This is a genomic window from Bartonella refiksaydamii (genome assembly GCF_902652675.1).
Lineage (GTDB): Bacteria > Pseudomonadota > Alphaproteobacteria > Rhizobiales > Rhizobiaceae > Bartonella > Bartonella refiksaydamii.
The window spans coordinates 29,695-45,495 of record NZ_LR736300.1 but is presented as its reverse complement, the minus strand read 5'-3'; the positions used below and the strand labels follow the sequence as shown (position 1 = coordinate 45,495).

Below are 15,801 nucleotides of genomic sequence, written 5' to 3'. Positions count from 1 at the left end.
TCACCGCATCAACAGCCTTATCCGCAGCACCAGCCTTGTTCACCGCATCAACAGCTTTATCCACAGCATCAGCACCAACCTCATTCACCGCATCAACAGCCTTATCCGCAGCACCAGCCTTGTTCACCGCATCAACAGCCTTATCCACAGCATCAACAGCCTTATCCGCAGCATCAGCACCAGCCTTATTCACCGCATCAACAGCCTTATCCGCAGCATCAGCACCAGCCTTATTCACCGCATCAACAGCCTTATCCGCAGCATCAGCACCAGCCTTATTCACCGCATCAACAGCTTTATCCACAGCACCAGCACCAGCCTTATTCACCGCATCAACAGCCTTATCCGCAGCATCAGCACCAGCCTTATTTACAGTATCACCAGCTTTATCCGCAGCATCAGAAGCTGAATCATATGTAGAATATTGAGAAGCGTTTCGCGCTGCACTTTGAACAAATGAAGCAGCACAAGCTATGACAATTGCCATACAAAAAACGGTTTTCCAATTTTGTTTAAGAGACATCCACATAATTTTCTCCCCTCAAGCATCAATCCAATAGTTTAAATAAAAATTTGTTTTTTTAATTACGGTTCATGTTATTAAGCGTTGTAACAGCGCGTCGATTTTGGTTCCAACAGGAAATATCATCACACACTGCCACAGGCCTTTCTTTTCCATAGGAGATTGTTTGAATGCGTTGCGCAGACACTCCAAGAGAAACCAAATAGTTGCGCACAGCAACAGCACGGCGCTGTCCAAGTGCCAAATTATACTCCCGCGTACCACGTTCATCCGCATGACCTTCAATCATAATAGAATAGTAAGGATAACGAAGCAACCATTCCGCTTGACGCATTAAAACGCTTTCAGCGTCAGGTTCAATTGAAGAAGAATCGAGACTAAAGAAAACACGATCCCCAACGTTAACAGTAAATTCCTGCCCAAAGCCTGAGGACATCTGATTAAAACCTGCATTATTCAAAGAAGCACCATTCATACCCCTAAGTGCGGAATTTTTTTTGTCACAACCAACCAAAGATACTGAGAAAAAAAAGACCAACGCTAAAGGATGAAAGATAATATTTCTAGTAAAGCGCATAAACCGATTCTCCTTATTGTAAACATAAAAATTGAAAATACATTCTTTCAATAGCGCTTCAAGAGTAGTCCTTAATTCCTAATGAAAAAAATCTCATTTTTTATCTATCATCTTTTTAAATCTTCGCCGAGCTTTTCATCCACAGCCTTTCAGTACAAATGTAAAATCGCGTCTACACTTACCATCTGTTTATGCACCATCCTCACGGCTTTTCTGCAACGCATTGAGTTTAGCAAAAACTTTATCGGCATCAAAACTCTTGTTAAGATCATCTTCACCTTGTCCTTCATTGAGGTCAACATTTTCCGTCACGGATGCTGGAAGCAAAGACTGATCTCCCTCTGCAGAAACAGGACGATTTTTTGCAGCACGCTGGAGTTCGAAATCCAAATCAATTTGTGAACACAACCCCAATCCTACGGGATCGAGCGGAACCAAATTAGCACTATTCCAGTGGGTTCTAAGGCGAATTTGTTCAATAGTTGCTTTTGTTGTCCCTATCAATCGTGAAATCTGCGCATCTTTTAACTCAGGATGATTTATCACCAACCATAAGATACCATTTGGACGATCTTGGCGTCGAGAAAGAGGGATATAGCGCGCCCCTTTACGTTTTTTTTCAGGGATACGTACCTTAGACTCAGAAATTCTTAAGCGCGCAGTTTGATCAGCCTCTACCCGTGCAATTTCACTACGCGTCAACTGTCCAGAACTAATTGGGTCTAGTCCTTTAATACCATGAGCAGCATCGCCATCAGCGATAGCTTTCACTTCCAAAACATGCAATTTACAAAATTCTGCAATCTGATCAAAAGAAAGAGCAGTGTTATCAACCAGCCAAACAGCTGTCGCTTTGGGCATCAAAAGTTGCGTCGCCATCTCTATAACATCCTTTTATTCGCCTCTTTATTGCGTTATCGAGGCCGTTTATTGCCCACTTTAAAAGCAGTGGAGTTTTTATTCTTATATATCAGGTTTCTTTCACCCACTCTTAAACAAAGCGCGGCATAGAATAAACCACTTTTGCCATGAAATCATATTCTGTTATAACCTGATTTTTGATAAACGACAAGACAGATGTCTTGTAATGATACTCTACAGAGATCTTTACCTTTAAGACGAATTTTCTTATAAAGGATTTATTTGATCACTTCACCTTAATACTGTGGCGCATTTATTCTGGTGGGATGCGCGTTTCACCGTCTTAAGCTTAAAGCAATCCAACGAGAAAAAAAGCCACAAAACTGGAAGAAAAACTATGGCAGGTCATTCACAATTTAAAAATATTATGCACCGTAAAGGGCGTCAAGACGCAATGCGCTCGAAAGTATTTTCTAAGCTTGCGCGCGAAATTACAGTTGCAGCCAAACAGGGCGCCCCTGATCCGGCCATGAATCCGCGCTTAAGGCTTGCTGTCCAAAATGCGAAGGCACAATCGATGCCGAAAGACAACATTGAACGCGCAATTAAGAAAGCTTCAGGCAACGATGTAGAACATTACGATGAAGTGCGCTATGAAGGATATGGTCCAGGTGGTGTTGCAGTCATTGTCGAAGCTTTAACAGATAACCGCAACCGCACCGCTTCAAACGTGCGAGCTGCCTTCACAAAATCAGGTGGGGCATTAGGAGAAACAGGTTCCGTGAGCTTCATGTTTAATAGGATTGGTGAAATCATCTATAAACCAGAAGCAGGAACAGCAGACAGCATTATGGACGCAGCAATCGAAGCCGGTGCTGAAGATGTGCAATCAGAAGAAACTGGGCACCACATTACTTGTGCATTTGAAGATATTGGTGAAGTTTCTAAAATGCTCGAAGCAAAACTTGGCGAAGCTCAATCCATCAAAACCGTTTGGAAAGCTATTACCCTTGCACCAGTAGATGAAGAAAAAGCTTTATCCGTTTTACGGCTTATTTCAACATTAGAAGAAGATGATGACGTGCAAAATGTTTATGCCAACTTTGATGTCAGTGATGAAATTTTGGCGAAACTCTCTGGTTAATCTCCACGCAATCATTCCTCTGTGCGCTTTGTTTCCCATGAAAGCTTACTCTCGATACAACAACGTAATCACCTCTCATTTTACCACAATAGATACAAAGCCCCGCTTCAAGAGCGGGGCATCTCATAAAGGCTCTAAAATATTTTCAATAAAAAGCACAAAAGATCTCTGTCATTTTTTTTCAAAGAGTTCTTGTCGCAAAGATATGATTCCGCAAAGAAATCTCACCACCCACAGACCACAAAAGATGCGGTGTGAAATTTTAAAACACATTCAGAAAAATCGAATGTAAATTGAGTAAACCACTGCTCTTAATCCACAGAAATCATTGTCGTTGCACAGATTTCATGGACTTTCGCACGTTTTTTTATCCAGCAACGCATTTTATTGTAGAGTGAGTAAGGGCGACCATGCTGGATCAGAGGCATCATTGAGTGTAGGCAACTGGCGTTCATTGCGTCCAGTAATATCAATTGTATAAATTTTTGGACCGATGCCTGGATCTTTGCGAAAGAACATCAACACGCGACCATTGGGCGCCCAAGTTGGCCCTTCATTATGAAAACCCGTAGTTAAAATTCTCTCTCCTTGTCCATCAGGGCGCATAACACCGATAGAAAATTGTCTCTCCGATTGTTTCGTAAAGGCGATATAATCACCACGTGGAGACCAAATAGGTGTAGAATAGCTTCCTTCGTTTGAAGAAATACGTTGGACATTGCTACCATCCGCATTCATCGTATAGATTTGTGGTTTTCCGCTGCGGTCTGATGAAAAGACGATTTGTGTTCCATCAGGCGAATAAGAAGCGGATGTATCAATGGCTGAAGTTGTTGTAAGCCTAGTCATTGTGCGGGTGCGTAAATCCATGGTGTAAAGGTTTGCACTTCCATCATTTTGTAACAAACTCATAATCACTTTTTGTCCATCGGAAGAAAAACGCGGTGCAATTGTCATATTGTTAAAAGTTCCTATCAACTCCCTTTGCCCCATTTCAATTTGTTGAAGATAAACATGAGGCACTTGCTTGTGCTCGTAAGCCATATAGGTAATTTCTTGTCGTTTGGGTGAAAAGCGAGGAGTTAGAACCAACTCACTGCCATCAGACATATAGATCAAATTTGCCCCATCTTGATCCATAATTGCTAAACGTTTGATACGTGCATCTTGAGGCCCTGTTTCATCTATAAAAACAATCCGTGTATCAAAATAACCACTTTCCCCTGTCATCTCACTATAGATCTCATCTGCAATCATATGTGCAACACGTCTCCAACGTTCCGTAACTGTATAAAAACGCCGTCCTTTGAGTTGTCGCTGTCCAAACACATCCCACAAACGAAAATCAACCCTCAATCGTCCATCAGTTTCTCGTAAAACTTGCCCAGCAACCAAACCTTGCGCTTTTATTTGTTTCCAACTAGAAAAACGCGGTTGCTTGTTAGGATTTAAAATCTTTTCAGAAAAAGATTCCTTATCAAGCGGTAAAAAAAGACCTGACCGTTCAAGATCGGCTGTAATCACAGCTGCTATTTTTAATCCAATCGAATCATTAGAAACAAAATCCGTAATTGCAATGGGAATGGGATTAAAGTCAGCACTAGAAATAGTACCTTTCAGCTGCGCATAAGCAGACGAAAAACCTGAAAGCCACAAACCGCAAGTGATAATAAACCAAGAAAAAAAATTATGTCTCGTCTTAGTCATCATGGAATCTATCCTTTGCATTGAACGCATTGAGCGAAAAAATATATCTATATCTCATCGTGTTATTTCTTGAAGGGGATCAACATTAAAATCGAACCCCTGTCCCCACAAATCATATTGATCGCGTGGAAGATCTGTATAAGGTTGGCATGAAAAAACAGCCGCATACACCTGCCTGATCATAATAGCCTGCTGACTCTCAGCACCACTTAAAGGCTCAACAATTGGATCTCCTATAACCATTCCTTCACGGTTTAGATAAAATCGCAAACGCACCACCGGACGGTTTTTTAAATCACCACCAAGAGCCACAAGTTTAAGCTTCTGTTGAATACACCCCCCTGCGATGTTAACCAAAGTTTGTGCCATTTTTGTGGTGTCATCAAGATTTTTTCTTGCCCCCAAAGCTTCTGGTTTACTGGAGTGTTTTGCCCCCCCTCCTTGGCTACGTGCACGATTGAGCAGATTGTTTTCTTCCATTGCCAAAATATCTTCAATGGATTTGTCAACCCTTTGGTGATTTTTCTTTTTCTCAGCTTGCACGTTTTGTGGAGCAGATTTTGGTTTAAACTGTGGGAAAGGAAATTTATCTGGTAGTGCAATTTGGGGCATTTGTTGGTATGCTGGTGCTGACTCTACAGGCACTTTTTCTATCGTTGGAACCAATTTTTGCGACAATATTATCTCTTCATTTTTGTGTGGCTCTAAAGGCACTTCAGGAACAACCTTCGAAACATCCTCTTGAAGGCTCTCCATAGGCACTTCAGGAACAACCTTCGAAACATCCTCTTGAGGGCTCTCCATAGGCACTTCGGGAACAACCTTTGAAGCATCCTCTTGAGGGCTCTCCATAGGCACTTCGGGAACAACCTTCGAAACAACCTCTGTTTTCACTTCTGATATTTCTTGTTGTATAAGTTCTGGTGAAGTTTTTTCTAAAGCGCTCTCTTCTCCTGATGGCGGAGATGTTGTCTCAACGATCTGCGGTTTTTCGTCTGGTTTAAAAGGTGCAAGACTATCGATCTGCCCTTCCCCAAAATGATGCGCATCTTCTTTTTCTTGTGGTTTGGTTGTGGGTTTCACTGCTGGAATTTCACGCACAGGAGCATTCAATGCCCCTTGTTGAGAAGAAAACTCTTGAGACAGAGGAGCAAGAGTAACCGGAACAGCTTCCAATTGTTGTGGTAAAGAGATGGGATTGATGAGATGAACAGCCCCCCAACCGAGAAAAATCACATGTACGACAAGGGATAAAACCAAGCCTCGTTTCATACTATGATAGGAGTCTTTATTCATATTCATGCCTTGCGTTTTTTATCTTTAATCGCTCTGCACTGTTTTTACAGACAGCATGCGATAATTTATGATAAATCTTATTGAGCCAAACTGGCTAAAGCAACTTGTGAAAAGCCCGCCTTTTGAATATCAGCAAGCAGTCGTAACACTTGTTGATATTCAACAGTTTTAGCCGCACGCACAAAAATACGTTGGTCTTTTTGCGCAGGATTAGTTTCTAATTGAGCTTTGAGGTGTGCAATCAGAGCTTCAGGTGTATCGTAATAATCTTGATTAATGGCTAAGCGCCCTTGCGCATCAAGTGAAACCGTGAGTGGAGTATGCTGCGTTCGCACAGGACCCGCTTGACTACGAGGCAAATCAAGCGGAACACCATTGACCAAAAGTGGAGCAGAGACCATAAAAATAATCAACAACACCAGCATAACGTCAACAAAAGGTGTAACATTGATCTCACTCATCAGTTGGCTATGTGAATGGTGCCGCCTGCGTGTATTTTTTCGAGAAGAAGAAGCAACAAAAACGCCCATGGGGTCCTCCTCTTATAATGATGAATGAGATGTAAGTGTCTCATCGATACGACGTGATATAATTGTTGAAAATTCATCGGCGAAGTTTTCTATTTGTGCGATTATCCGAGCACTTTCATGAACCAATTTATTATAGGCAATAACAGCAGGGATTGCTGCAAACAAACCGATAGCGGTAGCCAAAAGTGCTTCTGCGATGCCTGGAGCAACAATTGCAAGCGAAGTATTTTGAGAGGCTGAAATAGAAAGAAACGAACTCATAATACCAATAACCGTTCCAAAAAGGCCGATAAAAGGACCAGCCGACCCCAGTGTTGCAAGAAAGCTTAATTTTGATTCTATTTTTGCACTTTCGCGCCCCAAAGTGAGATCCATAGCTTTATCAATCCTACTCTGTAGGCTTATCGACGTATGAATGCCTTTTTCGAGAGATTTTTTCCATTCCACCATTGCTGCCATAAAAACTGCCGATATACTATTGGTGCGCTGAATTTTACATTCTGCATAAAGATCTTCTAGAGCTTTCCCTGACCAAAATGTGCGTTCAAACTTTTTTATTTCACGTCGTATTCTCCGATAGGTCAAAATTTTATCAAAAATAATTGCCCAACTCCATACGGAAGCCAAAAGCAATCCAATCATAACAGCCTTAACGATGAAACCCGCTTGCATAAATAAACGCAATATTCCAATCACTTCTGGATTCGCTAATTCTACATACGGCATGATTTTTATCCCTCCAAATGAAAGGTACATTTGTTAAAATTGAATAAAGCAGATTGTTTTATAGTTTCTAAATTTAAGAAAAAAACTTTACTCTTTCATCAGTCAAAGAGCCAACACAATACCACTTTAAAACAGAGTATAGTTTTAAACAAGAACCGTCGAAAAAAGACTTTTTGGTAAACGGCGTGGTTTTCCTGTCTCATTAATAAGAGCAATTTCAACTTTTGCTGTTACCAACATCTCATTTTCGCGCAAAATGTATTGTTCCATGAAAAAACGCGCCCCTTGAATATGATTGATGCGTGTTTTTATGGTTAAAAGATTATCGATTTGTGCTGATCGTGAAAATTTAATTTCCATATGACGTACAACAAAAAATAGCTTTTCCCCCTCCACACCTGAGGCTAACATCTTGTTATTAAAACCTGTATCCCGTAAAAATTCTGAACGTCCCCGTTCAAAAAATTCCAGATAGCGCGCATGATACACCACACCAGAAAAATCTGTATCAGCAACATAAACCCGCACTTGAAAAGCATGAAAAGCGTTTGTATGATTGCCCGTTAAAGAGGATATCTCAGTCATCTGCTGTGTTCCGTAAAACCGTTTGTATTGGCGAATACTCTTAAATGTCAAGCAATTGAACGCATTTTTGTGTTGAAATCGTGGAAACTGGATTATAAAGTTCTCAATCGCTTGAAGCTCTGACTGTAAAAATGGACTTTTTTGTAAAAATGTGCCCGCGAACGATTTATTTACTGTACACAAATTTGGTTCATACAGGCAAAGCTTTTGTATAGTTGCTCTTGCAAGGGGATATTTCACAAGGAAGTATTTTACAAAGATATATCTCCCAAAGGAGATGTCTCACTCATCTGCTTCATCCCATAAAGTTGTTTGTAAATCCTCCCGATCAAGCGGTTGAACGCTCCTTTGTGTTGAAACCTGAGACACTGGAGGACAAAGACCTAAATGGCTCCAAGCTTTTTCTGTAAGAATTCGTCCACGAGCGGTTCGTTGAATAAAACCTTGTTGGAGAAGATAGGGTTCAACAATATCTTCAATAGCATCACGCGGTTCTGAGAGAGCAGCAGAAATGGTTTCAATTCCCACCGGACCACCTAAAAAAGTTTCCGCAATCAACCGCAAATAGCGATGGTCAAGAGGATCAAGACCAAGGTGATCAACTTCAAGGCGCGAAAGCGCTTCATCCGCAACTTTTCGGTCAATCTTTTCCGCCCGTTTGACCAGAGCAAAATCACAAACCCGCCGTAAAAGCCGCCCTGCAATCCGTGGAGTACCGCGCGCACGGCGTGCAATTTCATGGGCACCATCATCACTAATCTGCACTGAAAATAGGCGTGCATTACGCTGAACAATATATTCCAATTCCTCTATAGTATAAAAATTGAGACGGATTGGAATACCAAAACGATCCCGCAATGGTGTAGTCAACAGCCCCAAACGCGTGGTTGCTGCCACCAAGGTGAATTTAGCAAGGTCAATTTTAACCGAACGTGCTGCGGGCCCTTCACCAATGATAAGGTCCAGCTGATAATCTTCCATAGCTGGATAAAGAATTTCTTCAATTGCCGGACTTAAACGGTGAATTTCATCAATAAAAAGAACATCGCGTTCTTCTAGATTTGTTAAAAGAGCCGCCAAATCCCCTGCTTTAGCAATGACAGGACCTGAGGTAGAACGAAAATTAACCCCTAATTCTTTTGCCATAATCTGTGAAAGTGTTGTTTTGCCCAAACCAGGAGGTCCTACAAACAAAACATGGTCGAGTGCTTCTTTGCGTGCTTTTGCCGCTTCAATAAATATCTTTAAATTTGCCCGTGCGGCTTCTTGACCAATAAAGTCGTCGAGTACTTGTGGTCTTAAAGAACGATCTGGATCATTGGGAAGGGGAACACTACCGAGTAGGCGTTGATCTTCATCTTTATGCATTATTACCCCATACTAATTGGGAGGAGAAAGTAATTTGAGGCTATGGCGAATAAGCAGTGCAGAGGAAACGGTTTCCCCTTCAAGAGCCTTCATCGCTAAAGCAAGAGCACGGGCTGCTTGGTCACGTTCAAAACCAAGCTTAATGAGGGCGGAAAGAGCATCATTTGTTGGTTGATTGGTAACTTCCAAATGAGGAAGCGGAGCGGAATGGACTGCATGTTCGTTAAAGGACGGTGCTTTACTTTTCAGTTCTCCAACAATTCTTTCACTGACTTTTTTACCAACGCCCGGCGCACGACTAATCATTGCAATATCATTTAAGGCAATCGCTTGCGCCAACTCATCAGGCGATAAAGTACCCAAAATTGCCAAAGCAACCTTCGCGCCCACACCTGGAACATTTTGCAAAAGACAAAACCACTCCTGTTCAGCTCTTGTAGCAAAACCAAAAAGTCTGATAGCATCTTCACGAACATGCGTTTCAATAAAGAGGCTTATACCCTCACCAAGAGCGGGCAAAGAAGGACGCAACCGATTTGATACAAAAACGATATAGCCAACACCTTGAACATTCACAAGGATATGATCATCAAAGATATGCTCAAGAATACCTTTTAATTTACCAATCATGCTATAATCCCAATCATGCCATAATCCTCGAACGGTGAGAAATGCTACTACGGTGCATACTGTGACAAAGAGCAAGAGCAAGCGCATCAGCCGCATCACTGCTGTCAAATTCCGCACGGGGAAGGAGAATTTTTACCATCATATGAATTTGTTCTTTAGCACCATGTCCAACACCAATAACCGATTTTTTTACCTTATTTGGAGCATATTCAAAAACGGGCAAATTTGCTTGTGCTGGAGCAAGAAGCGCAATAGCACGCGCTTGACCAAGCTTTAAAGTTGCCGTAGCGTCTTTATTGACAAAGACATGTTCCACAGCTGCTTCATGGGGCATAAATTTATGCAAAACATCTGAAAGTCCTTTATGAAGTTGGCATAATCTGGAAGCAAGGTCACACCGTACATCAGAACAAAGCGTTCCTGCTGCAATAAATTGAAAGCGATTACCGGAGAGATCAATAACACCCCATCCTGTACGACGTAATCCGGGATCAATGCCTATAATACGAATCGTCTCTGCCATAAATCGCAAGCCTATACACTTTTCCCCCCCTTGAACAGAGACTAATAGCCAAGACAGCAAAGGAAAAACAGATCTTCTTTAACAGCGCGCATAAACTCCATGCGCACTTCTAGACTAGATGAAATGGATTTTACCACACTTCAATATTAACCCTCTTGCCATAAGTTTCAAGTCTATACATTTTTCCACCCTTGAACAAGCTAAACAGCAAAGAGCAAAGAATACAGAACAATAAAAAAGAATATTGATCAAAATTTATTTTGAAAGAAGAGGCATGCCCACCAAAATGAAGAAGAAGCGAGGTACAACATTTTCTAAGAACGTCCAAATGCTGTCTTAATCAATTCGATTTGCTTGCCCACCGGATTGCCCTCTTCCAAAACATCAGAAGATCCGCTTTCTCTACCAGCACGCATATATTGCATACGTGCTTCAAGACGCAGTGAACGAGCAACAAATTGTCGGAAAATTTCTGGTAACTCTTGCCAATGAGGGCTTTCTAGTTTCAGCGTCGGTGTATGAAGCGATACTTTTGCAATCTCTTTTTGTATTTGCTCTGGTGTCATTTCCCCTTCGCGCTCTGCACGTAAAAGAAGGAGTTGTGAGGCAATTTGCATAAGCCGTGTGCTTAAATACATCGCTTCTTTAGCATACATTGCAGAAATTTCTGCTGAAAGGGAACGTGCCGCTAATTTCCCCTCTGTGTCAATATAAGTTGCGGTTTCTTCAATGAGTGTCATTGTCTCTTCATAGAGGCGATTGAAAGCATTACCAAAGGCATTATGCTCAATCATGATAATGGGTTCATCATGGGGAAGTTTATGTGCACTCACACTTTCATACTCCAACATCAGCACAAAAATTATGACACTCAACGATTAGAGAGTTAAAAAGTTTCTTTTCCTGCTGCGGTGAATGTCTTTTTATAATGAGTACCTCTTTTTAAACTCTTGCGCAATGTACTTCTTAAGCTAAGGTTAACGCGCCATAGACGTAGAGTAGCATTACAAACTGATAGGTTTCCGTGAAGAAAACCAGCGAAGAGATCGACGTTTTTCACAATAATATGCGACCCCGAATTGCAGAGCAATACCGCTTATTATAAGTAAGGTATCGAAAAAAAACGTTCCTGTCATCACTGTTTTTAAAACTTGTCCAAACATAGCAAAAACAGTTCCCGTTACAAAGACGGGTAAACTGTGTTTTCCTAAAATTGCTAAGGGGTGTTGTGGCGAAACACAAAACAAGTTACGCAAACGAGGCAAGCAAAGGATGAGCCCCGATAACGCAACAATATGGAGCAGACGTGGCAAGCTTAAAAAAGTTTTATTAAAATTAATCAATGGGGAAGACCAGCCAAGCCATCCTAAAACACCCCACCAGTTGAGGCGCACCCATAACAGCGACAGCAAAAGATAGCCCGCAGAAAGAACAATCCAAAAAGGTTGAAAGGCGATAGTTTTCCCCTGTTTAAGAGATAAAGTGCTAACCAGCCCTACGACAAACAAGAATTGCCAAGACAAAGGGTTCAAAAACCACTTTCCCTCTAAAGGATAAGAAGGGGGAGCAATTTTATAAAATCCGCAAACCAAATACAGTATAAACGAGCCCAAAAGCAAAAGCCCTTCCCGTTTACAACTTAAATAAAGCGCAAAGGGTGCAAAAAGCATCAGAACAATATAAAGCGGAAGAATATTATTATACCCTAATTGGTGCCCAAAGCTTAAGGTGCTAAAAAACGCAACAAAAGGCTGTGTAAGAAAGAGCCCCACATTATTCATTGATAAAAGTTTCTCTGAACGCCACAATAAAAAGCCTGCGAAAAAAAGGCTGAGAGTTACAAAAGTAGTAAAAAGATATGCCCCATAAAGCTGAAGAGCTCTCTGCCAAAGCTTGCGAACAATGAAAGTAAAGGGCTCCTGATGTAACCGTGCATGAAAACTTAACCCAAGAGAAATTCCTGAAAGCAAAACAAAAACTTCTGCGGCATCAGAAAAACCGAAGTTTCTATGTGTTAAAGACTCATAAAGAGTTCCAGGAATATGGTTGATGAAAATCGTCAATAAGGCTAAAGAACGAAAAACATCAATGCGCGTATCACGATGAGAAGGATGTGTATTATGATTAAGAGCACCTTGGTATCCCATAAGTGAACCCCCATAAGCAATAAATGAGCAAAGCGCGCTTTAGAATGTAATTTTATTTTTAAAAGTCAAGTTTATTTTTAAAAATCTAAGGACTTTGTATGACAAAAGAAAAAAATAAATCGATTGATCCCCATCCTTTTCCTCAATTGGTTTTAACATTGGATGTTCGACGGACTTTAGAACCTAGCTTTTTGCATCAAATCTTGCAAATCCAAACCCCACAACCCCAAACCTCACAAAAAAAGTCTTTTGCATGCGTTATTCTTTATGACTCTCAGGGTGATGCAGCTTTTTTACAAAAACAAGCACAACTTTACGCACAAGATATTCAACAAAATGATACCGCCCTTCTCATTACTGGAGACAGCCGAATTGCGGGACGAATAAAAGCTGATGGCGTGCATATAGAGGGTGACCTTAACGCTCTCGAAAGCCTCGACAATCAGAAAAGGGAACAAAAAATCATAGGTTTTGGAAATTTACGCAATCGCCATAGCGCCATGATTGCTGGAGAAGCCGGCGTCGATTACCTGTTTTTTGGAAAACTCGGTGCTGATAAAAAGCCACAGCCTCACCCCCGCAATGTCCAACTAGCAGGGTGGTGGGCAGAGATTATGGAAATCCCTGCTATTCTTCAAGCAGGCAGCGATTTTACAACTTTTGATGAAGTTTTAAAAACCGCCTGTGAATTCATTGCTGTCGAAGAAGTCATTTTCGGGAACAATAATCCTTTGATGATACTCGAAAGAATAAAAGAAAAATGTGAAACCACCCCCTTGTAATGCGGAAAACATTCATACAAGCACCGATAAAAAACCACACATACCCATATTATCCATGTATCACCCACAATTACAGATAAAGGGGATAAAAATGCGTTTCGGTGACCCGTAATTCAATCAGATTGCTTCATCACTCAATCAAATTTTCTATAATTCAGTCAAATTTCCCCACATTTCTATCAATTAAATGGAGAGCTACCGTTTCTTTTTGTGCATGTTATAAGAAAATGAAAATTATAAAACTCTTTTAATTCAAATCTTTATAAAAATAACCCATCATTTTTATTGATAACTAACGGTACAAATACGAAAAAAGGGGAAAACAAAAAATGGAATACAGAGGAACGATTGAAGGCCTTAAAAACATAGTTCGCAAAGCTGGATATGAAATCATAGAACCTAAATTCACACAACATGTGTCCCATAATTTACTGCATCAGATCGAAATCTCTGAGGGAGGCGTTATTATTTGGCATGAAGGTACAGGAATAATCAGCATTTTCAGTAGAAAAATCATACAGGAAAAGCTAGAAAAAGCCTTGGCTAAGCATATAGAAGAAAAATCAAAGACTGCTTCCCATGTCTCAAAACCCCTTTCTCCAGAAATCTTTATCGTACACGGTCATGATTCTGCTGCTCTAAAGGACCTTAAACTAGTTCTTTACGAACTTGGGCTCAAACCATACATCTTACAAGATACGAGCGGTAATGGTCTAACCATCATTGAAGCTTTGGAAAAAGAAATCTGTAAGCCAACCCGTTCTATAAAATTTGGTATTGTACTGCTTACTCCCGACGACATGGGCTATTCCAGAACTGCTGGTACGACAGCAGCACCTCGTGCGCGACAAAATGTTATTCTCGAAATGGGCATGTTAATATCCGCGCTTTCTCGAAAAAATGTTGCTATTCTGATAAAGCAAGACGTTGAAATCCCTTCAGATGTTCATGGAATTATATACCTTCCTTTCAAGGACCACGTAAAAAAAACAGTTCCAAAACTTGTCGATCGATTAATAGAATCTGGATTCACTTTAGATCCAGCAGCAATTTCTCGTGCATTAAATTAAACTTGAACAACGCCTAAGAGAAAACAGCCCCCTAAAGTTTGAACACGAAGATTAATCCATTATAAATAAGCCCATACTATGAGTATCCTCGGAATTCTGGGAGATTTTGCTATGTCCAAATGCTATAAGCACTAAAAGCAAAATGCTGATTTAGGTTTAGTTTTAGACTCCCAGAATACTCATGCGAGGGCGCTCGCAACCGACGGGGGGCTCTAAAGTGCAAACCAAAATTCTCAACGACATTTTTGTAGGCAAGAGAATTCGTTTTAGGCGAAAAATGTTGAAAATGTCTCAAAAACAATTAGCGCATGCTTTAAGTGTAAGCTACCAACAAATCCAAAAATATGAAACAGGCTTAAATCGTGTGAGCGCGGGACTCCTGAAGGATATTTCCGATATCCTAAGCGTTCCACTTACCTTTTTCTACGCAGATATCTTACAAGAGACCCCATACCACCATGATGAGATAATATCGAGCAGAGAGGAATATCTGCTTTTAAAAAGATTTAGAGTTTTAACATCGGTAAAACAAAGAGCAATTTTACAGTTGCTCTCTGATCAGAATGAGAACTTTTAATATATATTTCGTATGTTAAGTATAAGCTTTAAGTGCTCTTAGAGATGATAGTAGTTTTTAAAAAACGAATGAAAAAATACCGCTTGATTGTGCACCGATACGTTGTTAGTATGGTCATGAGCAAAAGTGCTCTTATTTTGCTGTAAGAGCTGCCCAAGAGGGCCTAACAATAAATAGGGGGGAATTAAGATGTTAAAATATTTATTGCTACCACCGCTTGTGTTGGCAGCTGGTTGTGCATCTGTGAATGGTGATCTCTCATCAAGTTATGTTGGTCCAGGTCTTACGAAGGATTATGCAAAATTCATCGCTCATGATTATATTCACACGATAGAAAAACGTTTACCACCCGCCACCACAACACTTATTATAGGGAAAAATAACACTGAAGACAACTTTACTCCTCTATTTGTCACTCTGTTACGACACAAGGGGTATAATGTGATCTATACAGATCAACCCAAAAAGCAGCGAAACATGGGTGTAAATTTGTTTTACACACTAACACCAAAGGATGGTGGGCGTGTAGTTTCTGTTTTTCAGTATGAGTGGGCTGGAGAACCATGTTATTCTATACATATTTATAGAAGAGATGAAATTTCTAAGAAGAGATAACCCCCTATTTAATGTGGACATTTTCCATATTTGAGACGTAAAGACCTAAAAGCTCTTGCTAAAGAAAAGAGATTTTCACCTCAAGAGAAATCCTTGTTTTAAACCAGAATGAACAGCTCACCATATCTTGTAACGATACA

General features: G+C 40.7%; 17 protein-coding genes and 1 pseudogene. 5 read left to right on the top strand and 13 right to left on the bottom strand.

What is annotated here, in order from left to right; genetic code table 11:
- The 3 genes and pseudogenes from GQO39_RS05140 to GQO39_RS05130 form a co-directional block, all read right to left on the bottom strand.
- Positions 1-523, bottom strand: a pseudogene (locus GQO39_RS05140) (tol-pal system protein); the annotation flags it as partial.
- Between the two features lie 58 nt (positions 524-581).
- Complete coding sequence (gene pal, locus GQO39_RS05135) at positions 582-1,100, bottom strand: peptidoglycan-associated lipoprotein Pal (RefSeq protein ID WP_156851210.1); 519 nt, start codon at positions 1,098-1,100, stop codon at positions 582-584.
- Between the two features lie 189 nt (positions 1,101-1,289).
- Entirely contained in the window at positions 1,290-1,979 is a 690-nt protein-coding gene (locus GQO39_RS05130) for a DUF1013 domain-containing protein (RefSeq protein WP_156851209.1), read from the bottom strand.
- 379 nt (positions 1,980-2,358) lie between these two features.
- Between GQO39_RS05130 and GQO39_RS05125 the strand changes: the two genes are divergently transcribed.
- Complete coding sequence (locus GQO39_RS05125) at positions 2,359-3,105, top strand: YebC/PmpR family DNA-binding transcriptional regulator (RefSeq protein WP_156851208.1); 747 nt, start codon at positions 2,359-2,361, stop codon at positions 3,103-3,105.
- 384 nt (positions 3,106-3,489) lie between these two features.
- Here the strand turns inward: GQO39_RS05125 and tolB are convergent, their stop codons facing one another.
- From tolB to GQO39_RS05075, 10 genes are all read right to left on the bottom strand, one after another.
- Complete coding sequence (gene tolB / locus GQO39_RS05120; RefSeq protein WP_439647148.1) at positions 3,490-4,812, bottom strand: Tol-Pal system beta propeller repeat protein TolB; 1,323 nt, start codon at positions 4,810-4,812, stop codon at positions 3,490-3,492.
- 54 nt (positions 4,813-4,866) lie between these two features.
- Positions 4,867-6,108 carry a cell envelope integrity protein TolA gene (gene tolA, locus GQO39_RS05115; protein WP_156851206.1) on the bottom strand — a complete coding sequence of 414 codons (1,242 nt, stop codon included), beginning with the start codon at positions 6,106-6,108 and terminating at the stop codon, positions 4,867-4,869.
- 77 nt (positions 6,109-6,185) lie between these two features.
- Positions 6,186-6,638, bottom strand: a complete 453-nt coding sequence (tolR, locus tag GQO39_RS05110; protein ID WP_156851205.1) for a protein TolR — start codon at positions 6,636-6,638, stop codon at positions 6,186-6,188.
- A 12-nt stretch (positions 6,639-6,650) separates the two neighbouring features.
- Positions 6,651-7,364: a protein TolQ gene (gene tolQ, locus GQO39_RS05105; protein WP_156851204.1), complete on the bottom strand. Its 714-nt coding sequence runs from the start codon at positions 7,362-7,364 to the stop codon at positions 6,651-6,653.
- A 144-nt stretch (positions 7,365-7,508) separates the two neighbouring features.
- Positions 7,509-7,949 carry a tol-pal system-associated acyl-CoA thioesterase gene (gene ybgC, locus GQO39_RS05100; RefSeq protein WP_156851203.1) on the bottom strand — a complete coding sequence of 147 codons (441 nt, stop codon included), beginning with the start codon at positions 7,947-7,949 and terminating at the stop codon, positions 7,509-7,511.
- Positions 7,950-8,231: 282 nt separating this feature from the next.
- The gene (gene ruvB / locus GQO39_RS05095; RefSeq protein WP_007552863.1) at positions 8,232-9,317 is read right to left on the bottom strand and encodes a Holliday junction branch migration DNA helicase RuvB; all 1,086 of its coding nucleotides are present in this window, start codon (positions 9,315-9,317) and stop codon (positions 8,232-8,234) included.
- 12 nt (positions 9,318-9,329) lie between these two features.
- The gene (ruvA, locus tag GQO39_RS05090; RefSeq protein ID WP_156851202.1) at positions 9,330-9,947 is read right to left on the bottom strand and encodes a Holliday junction branch migration protein RuvA; all 618 of its coding nucleotides are present in this window, start codon (positions 9,945-9,947) and stop codon (positions 9,330-9,332) included.
- Positions 9,948-9,960: 13 nt separating this feature from the next.
- The gene (gene ruvC, locus GQO39_RS05085) at positions 9,961-10,470 is read right to left on the bottom strand and encodes a crossover junction endodeoxyribonuclease RuvC (protein WP_007552866.1); all 510 of its coding nucleotides are present in this window, start codon (positions 10,468-10,470) and stop codon (positions 9,961-9,963) included.
- Positions 10,471-10,784: 314 nt separating this feature from the next.
- Positions 10,785-11,303: a DUF1465 family protein gene (locus tag GQO39_RS05080; protein ID WP_156851201.1), complete on the bottom strand. Its 519-nt coding sequence runs from the start codon at positions 11,301-11,303 to the stop codon at positions 10,785-10,787.
- A gap of 171 nt (positions 11,304-11,474) precedes the next feature.
- Positions 11,475-12,617, bottom strand: a complete 1,143-nt coding sequence (locus GQO39_RS05075; protein WP_156851200.1) for an OpgC family protein — start codon at positions 12,615-12,617, stop codon at positions 11,475-11,477.
- Positions 12,618-12,715: 98 nt separating this feature from the next.
- On the opposite strand from GQO39_RS05075, the gene GQO39_RS05070 reads away from it, so the two are divergent.
- The 4 genes from GQO39_RS05070 (at position 12,716) to GQO39_RS05055 (ending at position 15,661) form a co-directional block, all read left to right on the top strand.
- Positions 12,716-13,399: a thiamine phosphate synthase gene (locus GQO39_RS05070; protein WP_156851199.1), complete on the top strand. Its 684-nt coding sequence runs from the start codon at positions 12,716-12,718 to the stop codon at positions 13,397-13,399.
- A 329-nt stretch (positions 13,400-13,728) separates the two neighbouring features.
- Positions 13,729-14,469, top strand: a complete 741-nt coding sequence (locus GQO39_RS05065; RefSeq protein WP_156851198.1) for a TIR domain-containing protein — start codon at positions 13,729-13,731, stop codon at positions 14,467-14,469.
- A 181-nt stretch (positions 14,470-14,650) separates the two neighbouring features.
- Positions 14,651-15,046: a helix-turn-helix domain-containing protein gene (locus GQO39_RS05060; RefSeq protein WP_156851197.1), complete on the top strand. Its 396-nt coding sequence runs from the start codon at positions 14,651-14,653 to the stop codon at positions 15,044-15,046.
- Between the two features lie 189 nt (positions 15,047-15,235).
- Entirely contained in the window at positions 15,236-15,661 is a 426-nt protein-coding gene (locus tag GQO39_RS05055; RefSeq protein ID WP_156851196.1) for a conjugal transfer lipoprotein TrbH, read from the top strand.
- Positions 15,662-15,801: the final 140 nt, after the last annotated feature.